The following is a 26,546-nucleotide window of genomic DNA, read 5'->3' as shown; positions in this document are numbered from 1 at the left end:
TTCATTATTCTTTTATTGGGGTGTGGTAGATTTAACTTAGTTTGCGGCAATGGATGTACAGGGATAAGAGGAGTGAAGGTAGATATGGTCACGAGGGTGTTATTGAAAAGGGTTGCGATTCGTTTATTACTGGGATTGATGCTAGTTTCATCGATGCCATTTTCGTCTTTATTCACATTACCTGCGATAGCCAACGGACCAGAGGGTAGCGATGGGTGGACGGAATGTGCTGCAGAGGGGGCAGCCTGTACATTCTCAGGGACCAAAGAAGTGCGATTATGGGGAATCGGCGCCCCTGCAATACCTGCTAATTATGGCTTTACTTCTCACTTATTGACGGGAGGGACACTATGCACAATCGCTGCTTTCGGCTATAGTGATCCTGCTCCTGGAACTAGGAAAAAGTGTTACTACCGTGATGTACAGCTGGATAGCAAAGTGACGTCTATGGCTAGTGAACACGATAAGAAAGTGACCTTTACATTCCATGTTTATGCCATACAGGCTGGCACGTTAGATGACTTGAAAAGTAAGATTACCGTGAAAAAAACAGGTGAAACAGCCTATTCAGCTCTAGGCACCCAAGATACCGTTGCGAACCCAACGTCTACGGCGACGTCGAGTACAGTTGAAATCAACTTTAAAGACGCATTAGTTGGCTCGGAGAATGCGATACAAATTGCTCCTGGGGCATTCAAGGATAGCAACGGCGATCCGATAGAGATACCGGTGACGTCTTCCGTAGTAGGCGAAGCGCCAGACGGAAGCCTTGGCTGGACGAATTGTTCTGCGCTTTACGGCTTTTGCAACTTTACAGGGACGAAAGAAGTGCGATTATGGGGAACTGGTGCTCCGGCTATACCCGCGGATTATGATTTTGTAGCTAGAATTGTTACGGACAGTGCGTATTGTTCAGTTTCTGCATTCGGAGGCATTGATCCTGCATTTGGAACAGTTGAACGGTGCTACTACCGTGATGTACAGCTGGATAGTGCAGTGACGACGACAATCAGCGGACCCAATAATAAAGTGACGTTGACCTTTCATACGTATGCCAAACAAACGGGCACGCTGGATGATTTAAAGCGTAAGATTACAGTGAAAAAAACAGGTGAAGCTGCCTACACGGCTCTTGGTGCTGAAGATACGGTTGCGAATCTAACCTCTACGGCTGCGTCGAGTACGCTTGTCATCAAATTTAAGGATACGTTAGTCGGTCCGGAGAACACGGTACAAATAGCGCCTGGAGCTTTCAAGGATAGCAATGGCCAACCGATTAATTTGCCGGTAACCGTTTCAATAACGTCATTACCAACGGGACCGGACGGCAGCCCGGGTTGGACGGATTGTAGTGATGAAGGCGGGAATTGTTCTTTTCGAGGGACGAAAGAAGTGAGGTTGTGGGGGATAGGTCCTAATTATGGTTTTATCACTCATATATTTAGAAATATTACGGATAGTCCGAGATGTCAAACATACTTTATTGGCAATTATGATCCTGCACCAGGTTCACCGAAAAGGTGTTACTACCGTGATGTCCAGCTGGATAGTGCAATGACAACGGTCGTTAGCGGACTCAATAACAAGGTGACATTCACATTTAATATGTACGCCGTACAGGCTGGCACTATTGAAGATTTGAAGCGCAAAATTTTGGTTAAACGAACAGGTGATTCTGCCTATTCAGCGCTAGGTGCCGAGGATACAGTTGCCAATCCAACCTCTACGGCAATTTCAAGTACCCTCGAAATTAACTTTAAGGATCCGCTAGTTGGGTCGGGAAACGCCATTCAGATCGCTCCTGAGGCATTCAAGGATACGAATGGTGAGCTAATAGATCTATTGGTCTCTACTGCACTCAAGGAGCCTGTTGCCATAGACGCTGCACCGGACGGCAGCCTGGGTTGGACGTTTTGTGCCGTAGAGAATGGGAATTGCAGCTTTGCAGGAAGGAAAGAAGTGCGCTTCTGGGCAATTGACCAACCTGATAAGTTTCAATCTATCGTAAGCACAAATGATACGGCATGTACCCTTGCGTCCTTCAGTAACCGTGATCCGGCATCTGCATCTGCCAAAAGGTGTTACTACCGTGATGTACAACTTGATAATAACGTGATGACAGTCATCAGCGGAAGCAATACGAAAGTGAAGGTCACATTTAACACGTACGCCATTCAAGTTGGCACCTTAGAAGATTTCAAAAGTAAGATATCGATTAAAAAAACGGGTGATTCTGCTTATACAGCGCTAGATACCGAAGATACTCTTGAAAATGTATCCTCTACGGCTACTTCGAGTACATTCGAAATTAAATTCAAGAATGCGTTAGTTGGTCCGGAGAACGCCATACGGATCGGGTCCAACGCGTTCAAAGATAGTAATGGCCAGCTCATCGACATAGCGGTGAATTCTAACGTCGTAGGTGTTATTCCAGACGGTAGCCCTGGTTGGACGTATTGTGCTGCGGATGGCGAGAATTGCAGTTTTGCAGGGCTGAAAGAAGTGAGATATTGGGGAATAGGTACGCCAGCACCTAATTATGGTTATCGGTCCAGAGTCATTTCGGGAGGTACGGCGTGTACAATGGCTGCCTTCGGTAATACTGATCCGGCCAATGGAACATTTAAAGCGTGTTACTACCGGGATGTCCAGTTGGATTATAACGTGTCGACCGTCGTTAGCGGTCATAACAATAAAGTGACATTCACATTTTCTACGTATGCCATACAGGCTGGCACTTTAGAAGATTTAAAGAATCACATCACTGTTAAAAAAACAGGTGACACGATCTTTGCTGCGCTAAGTCCAGAAGATGTCGTTGCCAATAAAGTATCTACGGCTGCGTTGAGTACGCTGGAAATTACCTTCAAGGACACGCTAGTTGGTTCAGGGAATACGATACAGATAGCACCTGGGGCATTCAAGGACAGTAATGGCCAGCTCATCGACATAGCGATTACGTCTTCATTAACATTGTTAGGTCTTGGTCCGGACGGCAGCGGGGGTTGGACGAATTGTGCTGCGGATGGCGGTAATTGCAGCTTTGTGGGGACGAAAGAAGTGAGATACTGGGGAATAGGCACTCCTGCTATACCAGCTAATTATGGCTTTAGCTCTCAAATCATTACGAGTTATACGCCGTGTTCCATTGCGGCTTTCGGCAGTATCGATCCAGCACCTGGAACGTCCAAAAAATGTTACTACCGTGACGTTCAGTTGGATAGTGCAGTAAAGAGCGTCGTTAGCGGGATCAATAATAAAGTGAAGATAACATTTAATACGTATGCCATACAGGCTGGCACTTTAGATGAATTGAAGAGCAAGATTACAGTTAAACGAACAGGTGAAGCCGCCTATAAAGCGTTAGGTGCAGAAGATACAGTTGCCAACCCAACAGCTACGGCTATGTTAAGTACGCTTGAATTTATTTTTAAAGATCCGTTAGTGGGTTCAGACAATGTGATACAAATCGCTTCGGGAACCTTTAAGGATAGCAATGGCCAACCCATCGACATACCAGTGACGTCCGCTCTCACTTTGTTACCCGCGGCGCCAGACGGCAGCTTGGGTTGGACATATTGTGCGGAAGAAGGCAAATCTTGTATCTTTACCGGTAAGAAAGAAGTGAGATATTGGGGAATAGGTACACCTGCAGTACCCGCTAATTACGGCTTTAGATCCCTAGTTATTACGGATGTTACAGCCTGTTCAAAGGCTGCTTTCGGTAATGTTGATCCTGCATTTGGCACGACGAAAAGGTGTTTTTACCGTGATATACAGCTTGATAATAACGTAAAGACAGTGGTAAGCGGACTCAATACCAAAGTTACTTTTACATTTAATACGTATGCCATTCAGGCTGGATCTTTAGCAGATTTGAAGAGTAAAATTACGGTTAAAAAAACAGGTGCCTCGACCTATACAGCGCTAGGTACTGAAGATACGGTTGCGAATCTAACATCGACAGCAGACTCGAGTACGCTTGAAATTAACTTCAAAGACACGTTAGTTGGTTCAGGAAATACGCTGCAGATAGCTCCTGGGGCGTTCAAGGATAGCAATGGCTTGTCGATTAACATCACGATTACATCCCCTTTAACATTGCTGCCCACTGCACCAGATAATACTTTTGTTTGGACAGATTGTGCAGCAGAGAACGGGAATTGTATATTTACTGGAACGAAAGAAGTGAGATACTGGGGAATCGGCGCACCTGCTGTACCAGCTAATTATGGCTATTTGTCTAAAGTCGTTACCAGTGGTATCGGATGTAGTGGGGATGCGTTCGGTGATATGGATCCTGCACCAAATACCTATAAGAGGTGTTACTACCGCGCAGTACAGCTGGATAGTGCAGTGAATTCAAGCATAACCGTACGCCATAATAAAGTGACGGTTACCTTTCATATGTATGCTATACAGGCGGGTACTTTAGATGAGTTGAAGAGTAAGATTACGGTTAAAAGAGCAGGCCAGGCAGCCTACACAGCGCTAGGTGCAGAGGATACAGTTGAGATCCTATCATCTACGGCTAACACGAGTACACTTGAAATTAACTTTAAGGATGCCTTGGTTGGATCGGGCAACACCTTACAGATTGCTGCTGGGGCATTCAAGGACAGCATTGGCCAGCCCATCAATACATCGGTCTCCTCCCCTTTAACAATGCCGTTGGAAGTAAATGCGGTAGCTGCTACTGATACTGCCATTACGGGGACAGCCGAAGCTGGCTCCAGGGTAACGGTAAGTGCAGGTACAGGCTTATTGGGAACAGCTGTCGTGACAGATGGTACATTCTCCATACCAATTGCCGTTCAAACCGTAGGTAAGACGCTTACGATAATCGCCAAACATACAGCAAACAATGTCAGCTTAACAGCGATTGTTACGGTAATAGCCGATGAAACAGCACCAACAGCACCTTTAGTGAACACAGTGAATATGGAAGATACTTTCGTAACAGGTTCAGCAGAGCCTGGTTCCACGGTAAAGGTGAAAGCGGGGGCAAGTTTACTTGGAACTGGCCTAGCACCAGCAGGTGGAGCTTACTCCGTACCGATTACAGCTCAAGCAGCAGGTACGCAGCTTACGATTACGGCAACGGATGTAAGGTTGAATGAAAGTTTACCAACTCGTGTAATCGTAGAGCAGACGGATACACAAGCGGTAACCGCTGCAATTCAGGCGCTGGCCATTACGTATGGCGGCAGCGATCGGGCAGCGAGTGTAACGCAAGCAGTAGGCTTGCCAGCAACAGGAATAAACGGAACGACAGTTGTGTGGGCATCCAACCATACCGCAATTAACGCAGCATCTGGTAGGGTATCACGTCCTTCATATGGAGCGGGCAATACGACGGTAACGTTAACGGCGACGATCAGCAAAGGCGCAGCAAGCGAGAGTAAAGCATTCACGCTGATTGTAGCTGCAGAAACAGCAAGCAATAGCGCCGATTTGAGCGGCTTGCGTGTAAGCAGCGGAGCATGGAACGAAACATTAGACGCGGCAGTAACGAGCTATACGCTGAGCGTACCGAACAGCATCGCGAATCTATCCGTTACACCAACGGCGGCAGATGGGAAGGCGAGCGTGGAAGTAAACGGAGCGATTGTTGCAAGTGGAGAGCTGAGCGCAGCGATTCCATTGCATGTAGGTACGAATACCATTATCGTAAAAGTAACCGCACTGGATGGCACGACCACGAAAACCTACAAGATCCATGTCACAAGGACCAGCAACGAAGCCTTGCTGTCGGGACTGACTGTTGATCAAGGCACTTTAACGTTCGAGCCGGCTGAACTTGCTTATCGTGTAGATGTGGCGAGCACGGTTACAAGTCTTCTTTGGACCGTTACCAAAGCGAATCCCAACCAAACACTGACGGTTACGGGGGTGACTTACCATTCTACTTCTGTAACGGGCAATGTATACGTCTATACCGTACCTAGCTTAAATGTGGGAGCTAATGTGATCAACATTCAGGTAACAGCGGAAGATGGTTTGGCGACGAATACGTATCAATTGACCGTGAACCGTGCACCGGTTGTGCCACCCGTCGTTGTCCCAGTTGACAGCCATACAACGCCGCCAACTGATACGACTGTTACCTCTACAGATGGGAATTTGACGTTGGCGGTTGGTCAAACGGGCAAAGTTAGTTTGAACCAAGAGGTTGTGATCTCGATCCCGGCGGATGCTTCTGCCAAAGAGCTCAAGATTACGATAAACAAAGTATTGAATGCACAACAGCTAGTCACGGATAAAGAAGTTCTAGCGAGCCCGATCTTCGAAATTTTGAAAAACTTTACGGAGAATTTCAGTAAGCCGATTACGCTGACCTTCACTTTCGACAAAGCTAGTTTGCAAGGCGGCCAAACAGCAGCGGTATTTTATTATGACGAAGTCCGCAAAGTGTGGGTGGAAGTTCCTGGAGGTACGATCAATGGGGATCAAATCACCGTAACTGTGAACCATTTTACGAAATATGCGGTATTTGCAGTGGGCCAAGCGGCTGTTGCAGCAACGAATTTTAATGATATAGCTGGACACTGGGGAGAGGCAGGGATTAAGCAAGCCGTAGAAGATGGCATCGTTTCGGGTTACCCGGATGGTACGTTCAAGCCGAATCGTATTGTGACGCGCGCGGAATTTGCCGTCATGCTGATGAACACGCTGAAACCGCAAGGGGAAGGCGCGAAGCTGAATTTCACTGATGGCGCGGATATAGGGGCTTGGGCACAGATAGCGATCTCGCTCGCAGTGCGAGAAGGTTGGATGAACGGTTATGACGATGGCAGCTTCCGTCCGAACGCTGAGATTACTCGTGCAGAGATGGCCGTGGTGATTGCAGGCGCTCTAGGTAAGCCAGTCGGTGCGAATGCAGCAACTCATTTTGCAGATGATACAGACATTCCATTATGGGCAAAAAGCAGTGTTGCTGCCGTTCAGCAAGCGGGGATCATGCAAGGCAAGGACGCTGGGCAATTCGCGCCGCAAGATCGGGCAACAAGAGCCGAGGCTGTGACGGTTTTGTTGAAAGCTAAGGCGCAGAAAAGCAACGGAAGTCAATAAATGTTGGATAAGAGGCTGTTCCCAAAGTAGCTAGATCTACTTAGGGGGCAGTCTTTTAACATCATTCTAGGAAACATCGCTCTTTACTCCTCGAAGCTTGGCCACTATATGAATCAACATAGGGAACAACATACTAACAACAATACCGAAATAACTGATGATGGGTCCCATCTTACTGAAATCAGACATGTTTTTTGGAAGCATACTCATTAAATATATGATAGGGCTAAGAACGAATACCCACGTTTTATGTTTAGGCTTAGTAAATAAAGATTGCAGTGCATAAATCGTGCAATCATAGGCCATTACAGTCGTTGTAAATGCAGCCATTATCCAAATGGTAAAGAAAATCGATTCAAGACGTTCGAAAAATTCACCCGGAATATAAACTTCTTTCGCAAGTTCGACGACAGGATATGTTATTTCCATAAGTGCCATTTGTGAGAATACCCCGACACAAGTCAGATAAATGACGGTATAGCCAACGACTGGTAAAAATACGCCAATGACGACAGCTTTCGGAGCCTTTTGGGGACAATTCATCATTGTGATATAAAATAGGATCACTTCAAAACCTAAGAGTGAAAAAGTGGTCGATTTCATGGCTGACGCTAACGATTTCCAATCAGTCGTAAAAAACGGTTTTAATTCTTTGGTATCAAATACGCTTAGACTTAGCAACAGGACGGCTAGGGTGACAACTATCACAATCGGGATAAATAAGATATTTAATCGGATTAGTCCAGCACGGCTTCCGGAGACGGCATATACAATCACCATAAGGTAGCTAAAGGAGATAATTTCCATTGGTGTCGTTTCAAATAAATATTGTTTGGCAATATCGGAGATTGCCCTGGCTTCATATGCGCAATAGGAAAGGAAGTGCAGGAACAGCGCAAACACAGCAATGAATGCAACTGGTTTCGTCACTGCTGCAGAGGCATAAGCGTAATACCCTTGCTGGCTGAAATTTGTGGCGATTTTGGTTATTGTCCAAGCGATTCCAATGGCCAGTAAACCCGCGGCAAGCATTGACATCCAGGCATCCGAAGCGTTTACTGTTTTGGCCAGCTCGCTTGGCAATGTCAAGATGCCGATTCCAATAATCATCGATGTCATTGTAATGGTTATATCCAGGCCGCTGATTTCTTTATCCCCGTATTCGAAAGACTTCATTCTCTTTTCTCCTAACTTCCATATGTCCAGTTTAAGATTTCCAAAGAGTTGTATTTTTATTCCATTTCTTATTAGAAGCATTCATGTAATGACGGATCTGAGAATGCGATATGCACGGGGAGTCTCACCAATCTCTCGTTTAAATAAAGTGCAGAATTGAGCGTCCGTAGAAAATCCACACTCTGAAGCAATTGAGGTTATGGATATATTTGTATGACGGAGAAGTTCAATCGCATGTTTAATCCGTTTACTCAATATATATTCTCCTGGAGAAACACCATAAGTTTCTTTAAATAAATGACGAAATCGATCGTAGCTATAATCCGCCATAGAAGCAAGAGTTTCTAAATGTAACTTTTGATTAAAATGTTCATTGATATAATTGCGAACATAGATTAGCTTATCATCTTTCCCGGTTGACTCTGATAAGTGTTGTAATCGTTTCAGTTCAATTATCAAAGTACTAAGAAGCAAATCTAGCTGCAAGTGGTAGTGAGCCTTCTTGTTTTGAAATTCAAAGAGTATGGTCTGTAACAGCCTATTAATCTTGTAATCTGGGGTATCTACAAGCATTCCGTCACTTAATTGAAATGATGGATTATGAATATGAAATCCGATAAAAAGCACTTCTGTTTCTACTGCATGACGCTCGTCATGCCAAGTGCCGGGGCGAATGAGTGTAAATGCGTGTGGATCGTACCGATAGTCGATATCCGCTAGGCGTGTCGTGCCTGTGCCAGATTGGTAATAAACTAATTCATAACAAGTATGTTGATGCATGGCAATATAAGTTTCAGCAAGCCGTTTAGTATGATAAAAAAAGTCAAGGTTACTTATCATTCTTTGCCCCCCTTATGTTGTGAAAATAGCCAAATCATATAAAAAGTTAGCCGAATTATAGAATTAATCATTGGTATTTTTAGCTATATTAATATATGGGTTGGAGATTAGATACTGTTAATATCCAAATCGTATAATAAATGAATGGGGATTTCAATGCTGTTGGGATTTACATTGTCGAAGGGAAGGAATAACTGTGAAACAACCTCATATAGTCGTTGTCGGTAGTTTAAATATGGACCTTGTTGTCTCAATGCATCGAATGCCAATAATGGGTGAAACAATACCGGGTTCAACATTTCATACAATTTCCGGAGGAAAGGGGGCAAACCAGGCAGTAGGATGCGCGCGACTTGGTGCAAAGGTTACCTTGATTGGAGCTGTTGGAAAAGATGGATTTGGTGCCCAAATTTTAGATGGCTTGAAGGCTGAGGGGATCTTAACAGACAAGATTAAGCAGGTACTTAATGTACCTACAGGGGTGGCTAATGTTCTCCACACCTCTGAGGATAACTGTATTGTGATCGTAGCAGGAGCCAATGAGCAATGTACACCTGAATGGGTGGATGACTATGAGCAACTAATAGGCAAAGCAGATCTTTTATTGGTTCAACTGGAAATTCCCCTTGCTTCCGTTAAACGAGCAATGCAAATTGCTCATGCTTCCGGTGTTCCTGTTGTTTTAAATCCAGCACCTGCCCAAAAGCTCTCGAGAGACATTTTGCAATATGCTGATTTTATTACTCCTAACGAAATAGAGTTTGACCTGTTAAGTGAAGGTCTCTGTGATCGTAACGTTGATCTCCAGCAAAGGATGATTCTCTGGAATAAGGAATATAATGCGGAGCTTATTATTACTCGAGGCAAGGAAGGTAGCTCCTTTATACGTAACAATTCCTTACATACTGTGAAAGCACCCATTGTGCAAGTCGTTGATACGACTGGGGCTGGGGACGCTTTTAATGCTGGATTTAGCGTAGCTTATGCAAGTGGTGAAACAATGATGGATTCAGTAGAATTTGCGGTTAAAGTCGCTTCAACGTCTGTGACTAGATTTGGGGCACAAGCTGGAATGCCCTCGTTTGAAGAAATAACTAACATTTAGGAGGAGTGATTCCTGTATGCTTAACGTCTTATCACAAGAAAAAATGCTGAAACGTTTGGAAAACCCTCAAGGTAAAATTCGGATGGTGTTAGATACGGATACCTTTAATGAAATTGATGATCAATTTGCTGTTGTTTATGCACTGAAATCGCAGGAAAGACTTCAAGTAGAAGCCTTTTATGCTGCACCATTCTTTAATGAATTATCTACTGGACCTGATGATGGAATGGAAAAAAGCTATCTGGAGCTGAAAAAAATTGCTGGAATTGTGCCGGAAATGGCGAATATTCCTATCTATCGTGGATCAGATAAGTATTTACCAGGACCTGAGACTCCAGTAGAAAGCGAAGCTGCACGAAATTTAATCGAACGAGCGATGGCTTCTGAAGAGGACGATCCTCTTTATGTGGTTGCGATCGGGGCTATCACGAACGTCGCTTCAGCTATACTTATGGAGCCAAGAATTATTGAGAAGATCGTCGTTGTGTGGTTGGGAGGTCATGCTTTGCATTGGCCGGATACGAAAGAATTCAATCTGTTTCAAGATCTGCATGCCTCTCGGACAGTATTAAATTGCGGAGTACCACTTGTGCTAATACCATGTATGGGTGTTGCCTCACATTTAAAGACCACATTATCGGAGATCAGAGACTATGTGAAAGACAAAGGCAAAGTAGGAGAATACTTGTATGAAACATACCAGAATTGCATGAAGGAGCATTATGGAAAATCAAGAGTAATCTGGGACATAGCAACGATTGCTTACCTTATTGAATCAGATTGGACACCAAACGAGCTGGTTCATAGTCCAATTTTATCGGAAGATTTTCGTTGGAGTTTCGATGCTTCGAGACATTTCATACGATACGTTCGTTATATAGATAGGGATCATGTATTTGAGGATTTATTCCATAAACTTGCCTAAGAATTGTCTTTGTCGGCATGTCCCTCTGAATGTCCCCCCTACGGGGCTGCTAAGGATAATTCTTTTCAAGCGCGGATCGATTATCAATAATCGATCCCTGTTCCATTACTATGAAACGGTCGGCGACTTTGCGAGCTAAGCTGAGGTTATGCGTGATTAAAACAAGCGCAAAGCCTTTTTCGTTCTGCAGCCGTTTCAATAAACGCATCACATTGGCCTGTGTGGAAGGATCTAGCATCGTGTGAATTTCATCAGCAATCAACAGCTTGGGCTGTAAAATCAGGCCTCGCGCAATGGCGATGCGCTGGAGCTGTCCGCCGCTCAATTCGCTGCATTTTTGGGCAAGAAAACGATCATGATCCGGCAACTGCACCTGTTGCAGCATAAGCTTCACTTGTTCTAAACGGTTGGCCTTGGTTCCCCATTTGAGCACATCCAGCGGTTCCTGATGGTTTTTCAAAAAGAATGTCTCCGCAATCTGGGGGCAATAACCCTGCCAACATCAGGCCGAGAGTTGATTTGCCCGAACCAGACTGTCCGATCAGCGCCACAGCTTCACCTGCGCGGATTGAAATCGAGCAGGTGCGGCAGGCTGTACGGTTCCCAAATGATTTGCTGATTTGGTTTGCCTCCAGCAACGTTAGAATGCCTCCTCGCAAGCAGGCGATACGATGATCGCCGTGTAAGGATGTTGAGGTTTTCGCAGCAGACTACTCGTAGGTCCCTCTTCCAGCACTTGCCCCTGATCGAGCACGATCAACTTGCTCGATCCATTTGCTTTGCCACCAGCTGATTAATTTCCGCATTCTCATAACCGATCATTTCCCAAAAACCCTGACTGCTAGGCTTAGTAGCAAAGATAGTGCGTAGTTGATCCGGAATCGGCTCCCCATCCGCCGAACACATTCACGGTAACTCGTAGTTGCCCTTGCGAACCAGCTCATCATTTGTTTTCGTATCATAGGTACGGACGTTTAACACAATCTCGGATTTTTTTAGACTGATTTTGATTAATTCGGCGGTCCGTACCGTTTGTTCCATAGTGGGGATGGTTAGTAGGGATGTTCTTGAGGCAAGTAACCGGCGCTTCCCGCTATGTCCGCACCACGGAGCACTTTCTCTACCAATTCCGCCTCATGAATCGCGTAAGCGAATGTCTGACAAACAGCTTTATCTTTTAATTCTGGTCGTTTCTCCATATTAAAGCTGATATCCTGCGTGACTTCGGTAAAATCGATCTCTCCTTTTTCAAAGAGCTTCTGAACAAAGCCACTTGCCAGTGACAATTCATCGAGAATGATTCTCAGTTGCCCTGACGTCATCTTACTTGATATCGTTTATTTAATCCAATGCATTTGATGTTATAATCATATTGACTTAAAGGAATAAGGGAATGAATTTACTGCATAGGAGCGTTTGAAGGAACATGATAAAGAAAGAACTCGCACATATTCGCAAACAGTTTAAACTGGATCACGAGAAGCTTGAAATTTTCAACATTCTTAACGTGTATATCATGAAGGAAAGCAACGAAATCTATCATTATGAGCGTCAATCTTTCTCCTTATTGGACAGGGAAAAGCAGGAACTATATATGGCCAATTTCAAAAAACTACTGACCGGCGAGTTGGATCAGAAGATGTTCGAGTTAAAGTTTCAGGAGGAGGCGGAGAAGCCTTCACAGGTGCTTCTCCATCAAGGTTTAGTGACCGGCAACCCGGAAGAATGGCAAGATCTGATGCTCCTGTTGGTGGAGAAAATGTTGGCGGATACCCAATATGAACGGGACACGGTCATTACTTTCGTCCACGGACAATACTTTAAGCCGACCAAAATCAGGAATGAAGAAGCTGAGGTGAGTGAAAAGGACGAGATGTTCGCGAATCCGTTCATTCTGTGCAGTGTGAATTCCACGGAACAACAGCGGAAAATCCTCATGTTTGATTACGTCGAGCGGGAATACAAGTATAATGTTTTCGTAGATCCGATCATTAAATTGAACTCGCCGGAGCAAGGTTTTTTCTACCCAAGTGTGACGGACAACTATTCCGACATGAATCGCATTGTGTATTGCTCGGGGAAAGCCAACGAACCGAATTGGCATTTCATCGAGCAAGTTTTGAATGCCGAGAAGACCGTGACGGCGCAAGAAGAGAGAACTATTTTTGAGGAAATCGTGAAAGAAGTGGCGGGAGATCAGCTGGACGCCTCAACAATCGCTCATGTGTACGAGGAAATTCATCGGGTTATTGAGACTAACGAGGAGGAGGAACCTCCGAAGTTGGACTATAAAGATGTGGAACGCATGCTAACGGTGAGCGGCGTGGAGAACGTAACGATGGAAAAGGTGGAACGAGCGTTTCAAACAGTCGTCGACAACAAAAACTATGAACTCAAAGCAAACAGTGTCATGCCAAAGTTCACATCGAAATCAATTAAGATTGATACGAAGATCGCCACGATTTCAGTCAGTCCGCAAGATTTAAAGTACGTGAGACAGGTGAATTATAAAGGGAAACGATGTATCTTGATCGAGGTCGACGAAGACGCCGTGATCGAAGGATTTACCCTTAGTACGGAGACGTTGTAGTGTAGGGAACACGTATAGCTGAATAAATGAATCAACGAGTAGCTATGCGCTTTGAAGGAGGCGAATTTTATGCTGTATATCTTTAGTGGGTTGCCAGGCACCGGTAAGTCCACGTTATCAGCAGCTTTGGCCAGAGATATCCGGGCCACGTATCTCCGGGTAGACGTTGTGGAGCAGGCTATGCGGGTTGCTGGAACTGAGGTTAACGGACCTGCTGGTTACATCGTGTGTTACGAGATCGCTTCGCATAATCTCCGGTTGGGCCTTGACGTGATAGCTGACACCGTCAATCCCATTCATGAAACTCGTCTAGCCTGGCGCGACGTTGCGGAAACTCTCGGAATTCCGTTTGTGGAAATTGAAGTGGTCTGCTCGGATGAACGTGAACACAGGCATCGTATCGTTACGCGTGTATCCGATATTTCCGGTTTTGCGTTACCTACGTGGGATGAGGTCAAGACCCGAAAGTACGATGTTTGGGATCGGGATCACATCATTATCGACACAGCTCATCAAACCGTATCTGAAAGCCTGATGACGTTAATGGAAAAGTTGGAACAGGAGCGATTCCGTAGTAGCTTTATGAACCGACCGCGAAAGAATGTGAAAATGTAAGCCGCGCAAATCGAAAAAAGCCAATAAAGTTTTGAAGTGCTGCTGGCGGCTGCTTTGCTGCATCATCTACGAGCATAAATGTTCGTTTAACACCCCTTCAAGTAGTCTGAAAACTACTTGAAGGTTTTTTTTCTATCAATCTGCAATGTTGTAGTCGTTGATAGTATCAAACCGGACTTGAACGCCGTCATCATCAGCACGCCCTGCATGAGCATTGGAAGCAGCGTCATCGACGAGAACAGCGTCAACGGGAAATAACCGTAATTGAAAACAGGTTATTGACATTTATCTTAAAATCGTATATCTTTAAATTAAGATAAATGATTTCAAGATATCATTTAGACGACTTTAAGGAGGTAATGAGAATGATTCCAATTTTGAACCGTATTAATGAACTGAGCAGAATTGAGCGTAGTTCAGGTCTATCTGAGATTGAGAAAGCGGAACAAGCAGCGCTTCGGACGCAGTATTTACAGATTTTACGCGGGCAACTATTAACAACGCTTCTGAACGTGTCTGTTATGGATGAAATGGGGAACGATGTTACGCCTAAAAGGCTCATTGATGAAAAAGCAGCTAATAATCAATAATTTTTGTCATATATCTTAAATTTAAGATTATTTAAATTAAGACAGTTTCGCAGGTTGGCAACATGTCAGTTTAATAGCTGTGGCACCTAAACCAATTTTTTCCATGCATAGTAAGGAAAGTATTGCATGATTATATGAGAATGAATTCTGGAGGTTGACTAATGTCAAAAAAAATTGGGATTATTGTAGGAAGTTTGAGGGAAAGCTCTTTTAATCAAATGATTGCGAATTCGATTCCAGAACTTGTAGATTCCGCGGAATATGAATATATATCGATTGCTAATCTTCCCCTCTATAACGCGGATTTGGATCATGAAGAAGGGCCAGAGCCAGTTAAGCATTATCGCGAGGCGATTCAAAAGACGGATGGCATTCTCATTGTTAGCCCCGAGTACAACTCAGGTATACCGGGAGTACTAAAAAATGCACTGGACTGGGCATCGACACCTACGAAAACAGCCGTCTTAATTCATAAGCCTGCAGGTGTGATAGGCGCAACACCTGGCGTAAAAGGGACGATTCTTTCGCAGCAGCAAATCAGGCAAACGTTGGATGCCACCCAGTCCTATGTGATGCCGGCTCAAAAGATGTATATTTCTCAAATCATGGACAAGATTGATTCAAATACTCGTAAGCTCACGGATGATACGACTCGCAAATATTTACAGCGTTATGTTCAATCATTTTTGCAATGGATTAACCAGGTAGAACGGCTTAATGAGTAGTAAGGATAATAACTTGGCATGAAAAAGTATCTGCTGTTTGTGGTTTATATAATCCTGACTATATTCTTTGAAATCGCAGGATGTTCTTCAAATATTTTCAAATCATGAAACGGTAAGGGGATTAATCCTTGTTTATGAGCATTTGACAAAAAATTCTCATTGTTTTCTGTATTAGAAAAAACCCCAATAGGTCTATTACTTTTTAAATTTTCACACCAATAACACTCATCACCAGTGATTACGTAGTCTTTATTATCATTTGTAAAATAGATAACAGAGGAACCATCGCTATGTCCACCAATGACTTTAAACCTAAAAAGATTTTCGTATGAATATTCATCTTCTACGGTTACTGGATTACATTGCAATAGTTTTTCTTTAATGGAATCCGAGCAATTGTTAATTGCAAAATCGTAGTCAATTTTAGAAATAATTATTGTAGGGTTATCCATTAGATCCAAGTTTTCAATATGGTCAAAATGGCTATGTGTTATAATGACAACATCAGCAGATACTTTATTGTTTATTATTTTTCCTAATTCATTTTGGACACCAGTAAATGTAATTCCCCATTTAGATGCAGTAGTCTCATCTCGAAACCCTGTATCAATAAATATAATTTTATCATTATGCTTTGCTATATAATAAGACCAAGAAATAGTTGTTTTCATTTCTGAATTACCCATATCACGATAAATATATTTATAGTAAAACGGCGATTCTCCAAATTTAACAGCATAAAGTTCCATTGACTTTTCATCCCCTTTAGCACTCTTATTTTTAGTATTCGATATTCTTTTTATAATAATAGGCTACCGACTTCTCGGTAGCCTATTGAAGTAACCGGCAGAATTGTGGGAGGGTGAAATGCGACTTAAATTAAGCTTACTTTTTGCTTTTTTAATTTCTTCTACTTTATTTGTCGGTATTGTTTCAGCTGATTGGGCGAATATGTTTGTAGTCAATGATGGGAAAATATACGTTATTTCAGAAGAACATATAGATCCCAAACAAATTGGATTAAAAATAGGCAAAGTTACGAAATATTCCGATAGGGAAGGTACTTACTCTGGTAACTTTTCCAATTACTATCCAAAGGGAACTGGATATTACGAAATTATGGGGCTTGGAATAAATGAAGCAATCGCCATTAAAGATGATAAGGGGTTGTATATTAAAGCAACTTATGGCGGTGAATATGCAGGAAACAGGTATAATGCGATAGACTTTTTGCCATACGTTTTCGCGGTCCTCTTAGTCTTTATTAGCGGTTATTTCATAAAAAAGAAAATTAATCGTTGATTTTATTTTCGGAATTCCACAACAGATATGCTGGACAGAATAGGATCCCGTGGCTCTTCTAAGATTAATTTTGCGATGCCTGAATGAATCGAATAAACTCCCTCATGGCGTAGGATTGATATTTATCTTTATGCCAAATAATAATCAGATTCCAAGGAATGGTAGGATTCGTTAAACGTACCGTTTTCACGGAAGAATTGGTGATTTTGCTGCAAATAGCTTGCGGAAGGATAGAAATGCCTGTGTTAGCTGCTACCATTTCAGCAAGCAGATCCCAGTGTGCGCTTTCATAGATGACGCGCGGCTCAAAACCGACTTTGCTGCAGGCCTGCATAATATGCTTCCGAACAGCAAAGCCGCCAGGAAACAAAATGAACGCTTCTTTTCTTAAGTCCAGTAGGTCCACTGAGGCCTTCTCAGCCAAAATGTGCGATTCGTGGAGAATAAGGGCTAACTCCTCATTTAAATAAGGCATGACTTCAAAATCGTCCGATTCTACAGGCGCAACAACCACAGCGAGATCGAGCTGTCCTTCCAGAATGCGGCTTTCCACTTTTTTGGCACCTTCTTCTACGATATGGAAATCGATGTGTGGATATTCCCTTTGGAAGTTGGCAACAACGCTGGGGAAGAAGAGGGTCCCAATCACGGGGGGCAAGCCAATCCGTATGGAACCTGTCCGCAAGTTGGATACGTCATTAAGAATAGTGTGCAGATCTTGAACGGATTGGACGATCAACTGAATCTGCTGAATAGCGGCGGTGCCAGCATCCGTCAGTTTAATGAACTTACCTGATCGGTCAAATAGCGTTACGCCTAGCTCTTCTTCAAGTCCCTTCACCATTTTGCTCAGTGTTGGTTGGGTTAAATGCAAGGACTCCGCGGCCTTCGTGAAATTAAGCTGCTTGGCAATCTCAAGCAAATAGGTTAATTGCTTTAAATCCATGGACCTTCACCAACCTATAGACAATTTGCATGGTAAACATTCTATTAATGAATTTTACCTATTGTTGATCCGGTTGTAAAATATAATTATATTTGTAAGCGTTTTAATCCAATTTGATTTTTGTAATCTTTAGCTGCGGAGGTATAAGCAATGACAAGATTTCTAGAAAATAAAGTCGCTTTGATTACTGGTGCTGCAAGTGGAATCGGTCTTGAAATTGCCCGCACTTATGCACGAGAAGGAGCCAAAGTTGTCATTGCTGATGTCAATGAAGAAAAGGCTGGTTTGGCGGTTGAGGATTTGAGATTAGCAGGTTTCGATGTGATCGGGTTTGGCTGCGATGTCACGAAGGAAGAGCAGTATCTGGACGTTATTCGCAAAACAGAACAGGCTTACGGAACATTGGATATTCTCGTCAATAATGCGGGATTACAGCATGTATCGCCGATTGAGGATTTTCCGGTCGATAAGTTCGAGTTTATGCTTAAAGTGATGGTGACAGGCGCTTTTATTGGCATTAAACATGCTTTTCCCATCATGAAACGCCAAAACTATGGACGCATTATTAATATGGCATCGATTAATGGTGTCATCGGGTTCGCTGGCAAAGCTGCATATAATAGTGCGAAGCATGGTTTAATCGGCTTAACGAAGGTTGCCGCTCTGGAGGGGGCGTCTCACGGTATTACCGTGAATGCCCTTTGTCCCGGCTATGTCGATACGCCGCTTGTGAGGGGGCAATTGGAAGATTTGTCCCGAACACGCAATGTTCATGTAGATAAAGTTTTAGAAGAAGTGATTTATCCACTTGTCCCGCAAAAGAGGCTCTTGTCTGTGGAAGAAATCGCTGATTATGCCATGCTGATTGCCAGCGACAAGATGAAGGGTGTTACGGGGGCTTCCCTGCTCATTGACGGAGGCTACACGGCACAGTAGGAGGAGGTTATTGAATGAGTAAACTATATGCTTCAATATCTGAAGCGATACAGGATATACATAGCGGTGACACTTTGATTGTCGGAGGATTCGGGCTGTGCGGTATTCCAGCGAATTTGATCGGTGCTCTGAAAGAACAGGGAACTACAGGACTGACCGTAGTTAGCAACAATTGCGGTGTTGATGATTGGGGACTTGGGTTGCTGCTGGCTAATAAGCAAATTGAGAAAATGATATCTTCCTATGTGGGCGAAAATAAAACGTTCGAGAAGCAATTTTTAAGCGGAGAGCTTGCAGTGGAACTGGTCCCACAAGGAACTCTTGCGGAGCGGATTCGAGCCGGTGGTGCAGGAATTCCCGCTTTTTACACGGCTACTGGTGTTGGCACGTTAGTTGCTGAGGGCAAAGAACATAAAGTGTTTGAAGGACGCACGTATCTATTGGAACGTGGAATTGTCGGGGATTTTGCCCTTGTAAAAGCATGGAAAGCCGATATGCTGGGCAACCTGGTCTTCCGCAAAACGTCGCGGAATTTCAACCCGATCGCTGCAACCGCAGGGAAAGTAACCATCGTAGAGGCCGAGGAAATCGTGGAGGCAGGGGAGCTTCATCCGGATGAAATCCATACGCCTGGCATTTATGTGCAGCGGATCGTGAAATGCACGAGCATTCAAAAACGGATTGAGCGCCTCACGGTACAAACTGGAGGGATGACTACATGAGTGACGACCGTACGAAAATTGTAAAACGAGCCGTACAAGAGATTCAGAATGGTATGTATGTCAATCTGGGCATCGGTTTGCCTACTAGGATTGCCAGCTATATACCGCAAGACATGAATGTCATGCTTCACTCGGAAAACGGGCTGCTCGGTATAGGTCCTTATCCACTGGAAGGAGAAGAAGATCCGGACTTAATTAATGCCGGCAAAGAAACGATCACCGCGATCCCTGGCGCCTCTTACTTTGACAGCGCCGAGTCCTTCGCAATGATTCGAGGCGGGCATATTCACTTGGCGATTCTTGGTGCAATGGAAGTAGCAGGCAACGGTGATTTAGCCAACTGGATGATCCCAGGCAAAATGGTCAAAGGCATGGGAGGCGCCATGGATCTGGTCAGCGGCGCACAGCGCGTTGTTGTTATTATGGAGCATGTTAATAAATACGGAGAGTCCAAAGTGAAAACAGCGTGCACCTTACCCCTCACAGGGCAGGGCGTAGTTGACCGACTGATTACAGATTTGGCGGTTTTTGATTTTACCTTTGGAAAGATGGTTCTAATTGAATTGCAGCCAGAAGTTACATTGGATGAAGTGTTAGCGAAAACTGATGCAGCCTTTCTCGTCTCCCCCCATTTGAACAGCGGACAAGTCACGGAGGGAAGACAAACATGAGCGCAGAAGTTGTTATTGTGAGTGCTGTACGCACAGCAATTGGAAATTTCATGGGAGCACTCTCGGGTGTCAGCGCACCTGAACTCGGCAGCATAGCCATACGGGAAGCGTTAAAGCGGGCCCATATCAGGGACGATCAAGTGAGCGAAGTGATCATGGGCAATGTGCTGCAAGCCGGAATAGGTCAAAATCCGGCGAGGCAAGCCTGGCTTCAAGCCGGCTTCAATGAATGCATACCCGCTATGACGATTAACAAAGTTTGCGGGTCAGGCTTGAAAGCCGTTATGTTGGCAGCTCAAGCTGTAAAGCTGGGCGATGCCGACATCGTCGTTGCTGGCGGTATGGAGAACATGAGCCAAGCGCCATACTTGCTTCATGGTACGCGTGCTGGCCTTCGCATGGGCGATGCTCCCCTAGTAGACTCGATGATCCGTGATGGGCTATGGTGCGCCATGTGCGACATCCACATGGGCATGACCGCCGAAAATGTGGCGGAGCGCTACAGGCTTTCACGTGCGGAGCAGGATGAATTCGCCGTAAGGAGCCAGGAAAAAGCGCAGCGAGCGCTGAGTTCAGACCGTTTCGTCGATGAAATCGTAACGGTTTCTATTCCACAGCGCAAGGGTGAACCGCTGAGCTTTGCCCAAGACGAGTTCCCCCGTGCTGGAACGACCGGGGAAACGCTAGCGAAGCTGAAGCCGGCTTTCAAGCGAGATGGAACGGTCACAGCAGGTAATGCTTCGGGCATTAACGATGGCTCCGCTGCGCTGGTCGTGATGTCTGCGGAGAAGGCGGGGGAGCTTGGCTTGATGCCGCTAGCCCGCATCCGCAGCTACGCCAGCTTCGCACTTGAACCATCGATGATGGGGCTTGGAGCCATTGGGGCAGCTCGCTTAGTGTTTAAGAAAACGGGCATTTCCGTGGATGATATCGACTTGTTTGAAATGAATGAAGCTTTCGCGGCACAATCTCTGGCTGTCATGCGAGACCTAGGCATTCCCTCAGATAAGCTGAATGTCAATGGTGGCGCACTAGCTTTAGGACATCCAATCGGAGCAAGCGGGGCTCGTGTTCTCGTATCCCTGCTTCATGAATTGGAGAAGCGGGATGGCAAATTAGGCTTAGCCGCTCTCTGCATTGGTGGCGGTCAAGGTGTAGCTATGCTGGTTGAACGAGGGTCATTCGAAGCGAAATAGGGGTAAATCATGCGATCTTTATATGACGAAAAGTCTTCCAAGGCAGTCCGCTTGGAAGACTTTTTGTTCTACAAGTGAAGGTGATTATTCGTAAGCAACTTCCGGACTCCAGTAGGTTTTGTCATTGGATAAAATAAATATCGATAATTATATATTGCAAAACGATAAATATTAATTTAAAATCAAACTGACAATAACTAAGTGAGGTGCATGTTATGAAACGAGAAACATTCTTTTTGAAGGCAGCCGTAATTCTTATTGGAATCCCAGTTCTTGCTTTGTGCATATTTTTGGTTCCAGAGATAGCGAATTATACAGTAGAATTGTATCCAGATCATACTTATATGAAATATCTTGTTTTTATCGATTTGTATGCTACTGCTATACCGTTTTACTTTGCTCTGTATCAAGCTTTTAAACTTTTAAGTTATATTGACAAGAACAAAGCTTTCTCAGAATTATCTGTACAAGTTTTAAAAAATATTAAATATTGTGCAATCGCAATCAGCAGCTTGTATGTGGTAGGCATGCCGCTCTTCTATCTCGTGGCGGAGAAAGACGATGCCCCTGGTGTCATTGTAATCGGAATGCTCATGATTTTTGCTTCCCTGGTGATTGCAGTTTTTGCTGCTGTACTTCAAAAGCTTTTGAAAAATGCCATAGAGATAAAATCAGAAAATGACTTAACGGTCTGAGGTGGATAAAACATGGCGATTATTATCAATATTGATGTGATGCTGGCGAAGAGAAAAATGAGTGTGACAGAACTTTCGGAGAGAGTTGGAATTACAATGGCGAATCTTTCTATTTTGAAAAATGAAAAGGCAAAAGCGATTCGATTTTCCACGTTAGAGGCGATTTGCAAGGCTTTAGATTGTCAACCTGGCGATATTCTAGAATACAAAAGTGATGGAGACGATTGTTGAAATTGAATCACAAGGATGATATAATGCTTTTAAATTAAGGACTGGAGTTGAAAGAATAATGTAGGATTTCTTGCTAACGATAAAACAGTAAAGCGATATTTTCGCATGTTTTATTTGCTATGCAAGAAAGTTACATATTCTTTCACTCAACCGATATCTTTATTTAACTCCGTGCAGGGGTTGATTAACTGTATTTATTTGAGCTACAAGAATGTAACTTTCTTGTAGCTTTTATTTTTTATACAGGAGGATAAGGATATGTCATTAATCAATGTTACAAACCTCACATATGCCTATGAAGGAAGTTACGATAACATTTTTGAACATGTCAATTTCCAAATCGATTCTGATTGGAAATTAGGATTTACAGGAAGAAACGGGAGAGGCAAGACAACATTTCTCAATTTGTTGCTTGGTAAATATGAGTACAGTGGAACTATTTCTGCCAATGTCAGTTTTGAGTATTTCCCCTTCCCAGTAGAAAATAAAGAAAATAATACGCTTGATGTCATCAACGACATTTTTCCGGACTATGTACACTGGCAGTTAATGCGTGAGCTTTCTTTATTAAAGGTTTCTGAGGATGTTTTGTATCGGCCATTTGATTCCTTGTCTAATGGGGAGCAGACGAAAGTTTTGTTAGCCACTTTATTTATTAAGGAAAATAGCTTTCTGCTAATCGATGAACCAACTAATCATCTTGACATGCATGCAAGAAAACTGGTTAGTGATTATCTCAAATCCAAAAGCGGATTTATTCTGGTGTCTCACGACAGATCTTTTCTTGATAACTGTGTAGATCACATACTTTCAATCAATAAGACCAACATCGAAATTCAAAAAGGCAATTTTTCAAGTTGGTGGGAAAATAAAATAAGGCAAGATAATTTTGAACTTGCCGAGAATGAAAAACTTAGAAAAGACATCAGACGTTTGACAGATTCCGCTAAACGGACGGGCAACTGGTCGCATGAAGTGGAAAAAACAAAAAACGGAACAAGAAATTCCGGTTCCAAGGTAGATAAAGGATATATTGGCCACAAAGCGGCTAAAATGATGAAGCGCTCTAAATCAATTGAGCAAAGGCAGCAAACTGCTGTTAGTGAAAAATCTAAACTTCTCAAAAATATCGAGAGCTCAGAAAGTTTAGAGATATCACAGCTTGCTTTTCATAAAAACCAACTTGCTGAACTTGATCGTGTTTCCATTTTTTATGGTGATAAGATGGTTTGTTCCGATCTAAGTTTTACGATTGAGCAGGGGGAGCGAATTGCGCTTTCCGGTAAAAACGGCTCAGGAAAATCAAGCATCATCAAACTTATTTGTGGTGAGGAAATGAGTTATACAGGCAGCTTCAGGAAAGACAGTCAATTGAGAATATCTTACGTTTCACAGGATACCTCCCATCTCAAAGGCAATTTATCGGATTACGCGGCCGACTGCGGAGTTGATGAAAGCCTGTTTAAATCCATTTTAAGGAAGCTTGATTTTTCCAGAAGTCAATTTGAGAAGGATATTTCCTCATTTAGCGGAGGGCAAAAGAAAAAAGTATTAATTGCAAAAAGTCTCAGTGAGCATGTACATTTGCACATCTGGGATGAGCCGCTTAATTTTATCGATATTATTTCTCGCATGCAAATTGAAGAGTTGCTGCTTGAATACACACCAACGATTCTTTTTGTCGAGCATGACAGGGAATTCTGTGAAAATGTGGCAACAAAGGTCATTGAACTCTAGTTGAACCAAGCAGGGAGCATTGCTGGTGCGGCATGGTTTTCTTGCAAAACTTTTCTGTAGGGAGCAACGGCGATTTTTGCGGTGAATCTAAAGCGAATTTCAGTGGCGTAACCGCAGGTTTGTGGAGTGATCGAAGAGTTCCCACAGCTGCCTCGGGCGGAGGAAAGGGAACTACAGTTCGCTATTCTGGCAAAAAGTGTCATTATCACGAGGTTGAGGGAACTACGGTTCGCTATTTTGCTGATTCGTGGGAAATTCAGCGCTTTTCGCGGAAATAAGACCCTGTAGTTCCGCTATTGCCATAGCATCCCAGCTTTTTGCCTAAATAGCGTCTTGTAGTTCCCTTTAACAGGATTGCTTACTTTGAAGAGGCTATTTTCTAAGCATAACAGTTTCCAAATAACAAACGGAGCCCCTCACGTTCGGGGGCTCCGTTTGTTATTTTGGCACATCACACGCGAGTTAAAAAGGGTTCAAAACATGGAAGAAGACGTTTGGCGAAGCCATCCGGTAATAGTAGCTGCACCAGCCAACGCCCTTATTCGTGAAGCGGTTCGTCGTGCTGTACAACAAACGCTCTTGTTCCAGCTCTTCGATTTGACCGATTCGGCCATCTGCGTAATCGAGAAGTCTGAGTGAAGCTGTGTCCAGACGGTTCACGACACCTCCGTAACGGATGTCGATGACTTCCCAGCCGAAAGGTTTGTACATGCTCAGCCACTGGGTACGATGGGCTGCGCGCAGCTCCCTCACAGCACCCGAAATGGCTGGGAGCACTTCAGTCGCAATCCGCCGCAACGACTCCTTATCGTCCTTATCGTACGCGCGCTTCAGCTCGATGCCGATCTCGCTTTTCTGCTTCAGGACGCTGCACAGCTTCTGCGGCACGTCGAACAAATAATCAAGCTCCGCGTCGCTTGCGCGGCGGCTGTGAATGTCCTGCTCCAGCTGAGCATAATGGGCAGACATGGGGAGACCTTCGATTTGCTTGTCGAACATCCCCAGCAGCACATCTTGGTACAAGAGAAACTTCGAAGGGTTGCTCTGCTTCCGGTTATCCGGTTCAGAGCCAGGCGTTTCGTCCAAATACTTCAGCTGCAAATACGCGTCAGCCTCAATGCCCGTGCAGAACTTGACCCGCTCTGCGACTCGATTCCAATCGGGACTACCCTCGGTGTAGGCATGCTCCGCATAAAGCTGCAAGCCCAGCAAAGCGATATACGGATTGCTTTCCATTCCGTCATCACCCCACATCGTGGCGTATACTTCGCGAATGCCTTCTTTTTTACATACTTGCAAAGCCGTGTCTGTCGCATTCAACGACAATCCGTAATTCACGCCGAATGTGTTAAATACCCATACAGCACCGGCAAATACGAGATTGCAGCCAAGCGGACGATGCTTGGCGATCAGGTTCTCATAATCCTCACGCTCGGTGTGGACGTAATCCCAATACACCATGTCCACATCTTTGGGGATGCGGCTCGCCATCTCTTCCGGAATTTGGGTATCCTCATCATAGTACTCATCGCCGCCATTCGAAGCCAGCTTCAGAAACATATCGCTCCACATCATCGGCTTCAAACCGCGACTGCGCACAACATTCAGCACCTTGTCCAAATGTGCTGTCATAATATCGAAACGGCTTGTATATCCGTTAAGGTCCAAATATTTGCCGCGTCCGAGCTCTTCCGCCTCATCCATGCCGATATGGATTTTGCGGCTGCGGAACGGAGCGCTGATGGCTTCGATCATGCGCTCGACGAGACGATCCGTCTTGTCTTCGCCGACGAGGAGAGCACCCTTCGTATCCTTGTAATGCTTAACGGGCTCCCATTTCAAGAACTCTTCCAGATGGGCAAGTGTCTGAATGCTTGGAAACGCCTCGATGCCGAATTGGTCTGCATAATCGTCAATTTCCTTGAGCTCCGCATGCGAATAGCGTCCGCGCATATAACCGAAGTAGGGCTCGCCGCTAATTTCGTACGTATCTTCCAAATACAGCATGACGGTGTTCATCCCCATCAATGCCATCTTGTTCAGCATGAATTTGAAGCTGTCCACCGTAAGTACCGCATTGCGCGATAGATCGAACATCGGTCCGATGGTATCGAACTGCTGCTTCTCCTGAATCTGGAACAACTCTCCGCTGCGGCCATGCTGTACGAGCAAACCGAGACCACGGTAGAATTGATGTTTCCGTTCATAGCGGATATACGCTTTTCCTTGCTCCAAGCCAACTTCCAGGCCGCCAGTCGATGGTTCGACATGGACGGTTAGTCCATCTTCGGCCTCGATAATGCCAAGCTCCTTCGACAATATCTGAATGCCGGATAGCAAGGAGGTTAAATCCCCTTCGAAATGCAATTTCATCTGTCATATCCTCCTAAGCGAGTTACAAGTTATCACTCTAAATCTTACATGATTTTGATTGTTTCATCCAGTATTACATAGGATAAGTTTGGATTTCAAT

Annotated in this window: 23 protein-coding genes; 15 read left to right on the top strand and 8 right to left on the bottom strand. The window is 44.3% G+C overall.

From position 1 onward, the window contains the following. Positions 1-84: 84 nt before the first annotated feature. Positions 85-7,071 carry an S-layer homology domain-containing protein gene (locus LOZ80_RS19695; protein ID WP_238166313.1) on the top strand — a complete coding sequence of 2,329 codons (6,987 nt, stop codon included), beginning with the start codon at positions 85-87 and terminating at the stop codon, positions 7,069-7,071. A 66-nt stretch (positions 7,072-7,137) separates the two neighbouring features. On the opposite strand, the gene LOZ80_RS19690 is transcribed toward LOZ80_RS19695, so the two are convergent. Next, positions 7,138-8,247: a GerAB/ArcD/ProY family transporter gene (locus tag LOZ80_RS19690; RefSeq protein WP_238166312.1), complete on the bottom strand. Its 1,110-nt coding sequence runs from the start codon at positions 8,245-8,247 to the stop codon at positions 7,138-7,140. A gap of 81 nt (positions 8,248-8,328) precedes the next feature. Further along, positions 8,329-9,087: a helix-turn-helix transcriptional regulator gene (locus tag LOZ80_RS19685; protein ID WP_238166311.1), complete on the bottom strand. Its 759-nt coding sequence runs from the start codon at positions 9,085-9,087 to the stop codon at positions 8,329-8,331. 196 nt (positions 9,088-9,283) lie between these two features. On the opposite strand from LOZ80_RS19685, the gene rbsK reads away from it, so the two are divergent. After that, complete coding sequence (rbsK, locus tag LOZ80_RS19680; RefSeq protein ID WP_238166310.1) at positions 9,284-10,192, top strand: ribokinase; 909 nt, start codon at positions 9,284-9,286, stop codon at positions 10,190-10,192. A gap of 16 nt (positions 10,193-10,208) precedes the next feature. After that, complete coding sequence (locus tag LOZ80_RS19675; protein WP_238166309.1) at positions 10,209-11,117, top strand: nucleoside hydrolase; 909 nt, start codon at positions 10,209-10,211, stop codon at positions 11,115-11,117. 49 nt (positions 11,118-11,166) lie between these two features. Here LOZ80_RS19675 and LOZ80_RS19670 read toward each other — a convergent pair whose 3' ends face one another. Beyond that, entirely contained in the window at positions 11,167-11,577 is a 411-nt protein-coding gene (locus LOZ80_RS19670) for an ATP-binding cassette domain-containing protein (RefSeq protein ID WP_238166308.1), read from the bottom strand. A 592-nt stretch (positions 11,578-12,169) separates the two neighbouring features. Continuing rightward, a complete protein-coding gene (locus tag LOZ80_RS19665; protein WP_238166307.1) occupies positions 12,170-12,439 on the bottom strand; it encodes a hypothetical protein in 270 nt (89 codons plus the stop codon). Between the two features lie 104 nt (positions 12,440-12,543). On the opposite strand from LOZ80_RS19665, the gene LOZ80_RS19660 reads away from it, so the two are divergent. Both LOZ80_RS19660 and LOZ80_RS19655 read left to right on the top strand, forming a co-directional pair. Next, the gene (locus tag LOZ80_RS19660; RefSeq protein WP_238166306.1) at positions 12,544-13,707 is read left to right on the top strand and encodes a DUF4317 domain-containing protein; all 1,164 of its coding nucleotides are present in this window, start codon (positions 12,544-12,546) and stop codon (positions 13,705-13,707) included. Between the two features lie 69 nt (positions 13,708-13,776). Further along, the gene (locus LOZ80_RS19655; protein WP_238166305.1) at positions 13,777-14,322 is read left to right on the top strand and encodes a P-loop nucleotide/nucleoside kinase family protein; all 546 of its coding nucleotides are present in this window, start codon (positions 13,777-13,779) and stop codon (positions 14,320-14,322) included. Between the two features lie 135 nt (positions 14,323-14,457). Here the strand turns inward: LOZ80_RS19655 and LOZ80_RS19650 are convergent, their stop codons facing one another. Continuing rightward, positions 14,458-14,607, bottom strand: a complete 150-nt coding sequence (locus tag LOZ80_RS19650) for a hypothetical protein (RefSeq protein ID WP_238166304.1) — start codon at positions 14,605-14,607, stop codon at positions 14,458-14,460. An 80-nt stretch (positions 14,608-14,687) separates the two neighbouring features. Between LOZ80_RS19650 and LOZ80_RS19645 the strand changes: the two genes are divergently transcribed. After that, positions 14,688-14,912, top strand: a complete 225-nt coding sequence (locus LOZ80_RS19645) for a DUF896 domain-containing protein (RefSeq protein ID WP_238166303.1) — start codon at positions 14,688-14,690, stop codon at positions 14,910-14,912. Between the two features lie 161 nt (positions 14,913-15,073). Beyond that, positions 15,074-15,637 (top strand): NADPH-dependent FMN reductase, encoded by a 564-nt coding sequence (locus LOZ80_RS19640; RefSeq protein ID WP_238166302.1) that lies wholly within the window; start codon positions 15,074-15,076, stop codon positions 15,635-15,637. Between the two features lie 44 nt (positions 15,638-15,681). On the opposite strand, the gene LOZ80_RS19635 is transcribed toward LOZ80_RS19640, so the two are convergent. Continuing rightward, entirely contained in the window at positions 15,682-16,386 is a 705-nt protein-coding gene (locus LOZ80_RS19635; RefSeq protein ID WP_238166301.1) for an MBL fold metallo-hydrolase, read from the bottom strand. A 118-nt stretch (positions 16,387-16,504) separates the two neighbouring features. On the opposite strand from LOZ80_RS19635, the gene LOZ80_RS19630 reads away from it, so the two are divergent. Continuing rightward, positions 16,505-16,939 carry a hypothetical protein gene (locus LOZ80_RS19630; RefSeq protein WP_238166300.1) on the top strand — a complete coding sequence of 145 codons (435 nt, stop codon included), beginning with the start codon at positions 16,505-16,507 and terminating at the stop codon, positions 16,937-16,939. Between the two features lie 64 nt (positions 16,940-17,003). Here LOZ80_RS19630 and LOZ80_RS19625 read toward each other — a convergent pair whose 3' ends face one another. Continuing rightward, positions 17,004-17,885: a LysR family transcriptional regulator gene (locus LOZ80_RS19625; RefSeq protein ID WP_238166299.1), complete on the bottom strand. Its 882-nt coding sequence runs from the start codon at positions 17,883-17,885 to the stop codon at positions 17,004-17,006. A 150-nt stretch (positions 17,886-18,035) separates the two neighbouring features. Here LOZ80_RS19625 and LOZ80_RS19620 point away from each other — a divergent pair, with 150 nt between their 5' ends. From LOZ80_RS19620 to LOZ80_RS19590, 7 genes are all read left to right on the top strand, one after another. Beyond that, on the top strand, positions 18,036-18,821 hold the full coding sequence (locus tag LOZ80_RS19620) for a 3-hydroxybutyrate dehydrogenase (RefSeq protein ID WP_238166298.1): 786 nt from the start codon (positions 18,036-18,038) through the stop codon (positions 18,819-18,821). A gap of 14 nt (positions 18,822-18,835) precedes the next feature. Beyond that, positions 18,836-19,543, top strand: a complete 708-nt coding sequence (locus LOZ80_RS19615) for a CoA transferase subunit A (RefSeq protein ID WP_238166297.1) — start codon at positions 18,836-18,838, stop codon at positions 19,541-19,543. Beyond that, on the top strand, positions 19,540-20,214 hold the full coding sequence (locus LOZ80_RS19610; protein ID WP_238166296.1) for a 3-oxoacid CoA-transferase subunit B: 675 nt from the start codon (positions 19,540-19,542) through the stop codon (positions 20,212-20,214). Before LOZ80_RS19615 ends, LOZ80_RS19610 begins: the two co-directional genes overlap by 4 nt. Beyond that, on the top strand, positions 20,211-21,410 hold the full coding sequence (locus LOZ80_RS19605; RefSeq protein WP_238166295.1) for an acetyl-CoA C-acetyltransferase: 1,200 nt from the start codon (positions 20,211-20,213) through the stop codon (positions 21,408-21,410). Before LOZ80_RS19610 ends, LOZ80_RS19605 begins: the two co-directional genes overlap by 4 nt. Before the next feature lie 215 nt (positions 21,411-21,625). Beyond that, positions 21,626-22,105, top strand: coding sequence for a DUF2975 domain-containing protein (locus LOZ80_RS19600; protein ID WP_238166294.1), 480 nt, complete (start codon positions 21,626-21,628; stop codon positions 22,103-22,105). Between the two features lie 12 nt (positions 22,106-22,117). Then, positions 22,118-22,336, top strand: coding sequence for a helix-turn-helix domain-containing protein (locus LOZ80_RS19595; protein WP_238166293.1), 219 nt, complete (start codon positions 22,118-22,120; stop codon positions 22,334-22,336). A gap of 258 nt (positions 22,337-22,594) precedes the next feature. Beyond that, a complete protein-coding gene (locus tag LOZ80_RS19590) occupies positions 22,595-24,073 on the top strand; it encodes an Lsa family ABC-F type ribosomal protection protein (RefSeq protein WP_238166292.1) in 1,479 nt (492 codons plus the stop codon). Positions 24,074-24,535: 462 nt separating this feature from the next. On the opposite strand, the gene LOZ80_RS19585 is transcribed toward LOZ80_RS19590, so the two are convergent. Further along, positions 24,536-26,446 (bottom strand): beta-N-acetylhexosaminidase, encoded by a 1,911-nt coding sequence (locus LOZ80_RS19585; RefSeq protein ID WP_238166291.1) that lies wholly within the window; start codon positions 26,444-26,446, stop codon positions 24,536-24,538. Positions 26,447-26,546 lie beyond the last annotated feature (100 nt).

This window comes from Paenibacillus sp. HWE-109 (assembly GCF_022163125.1).
In the GTDB taxonomy this organism is placed as follows: Bacteria; Bacillota; Bacilli; order Paenibacillales; family NBRC-103111; genus Paenibacillus_E.
The sequence above is the reverse complement of the archived record's forward strand: the minus strand, read 5'-3'. Positions and strand labels throughout refer to the sequence as shown.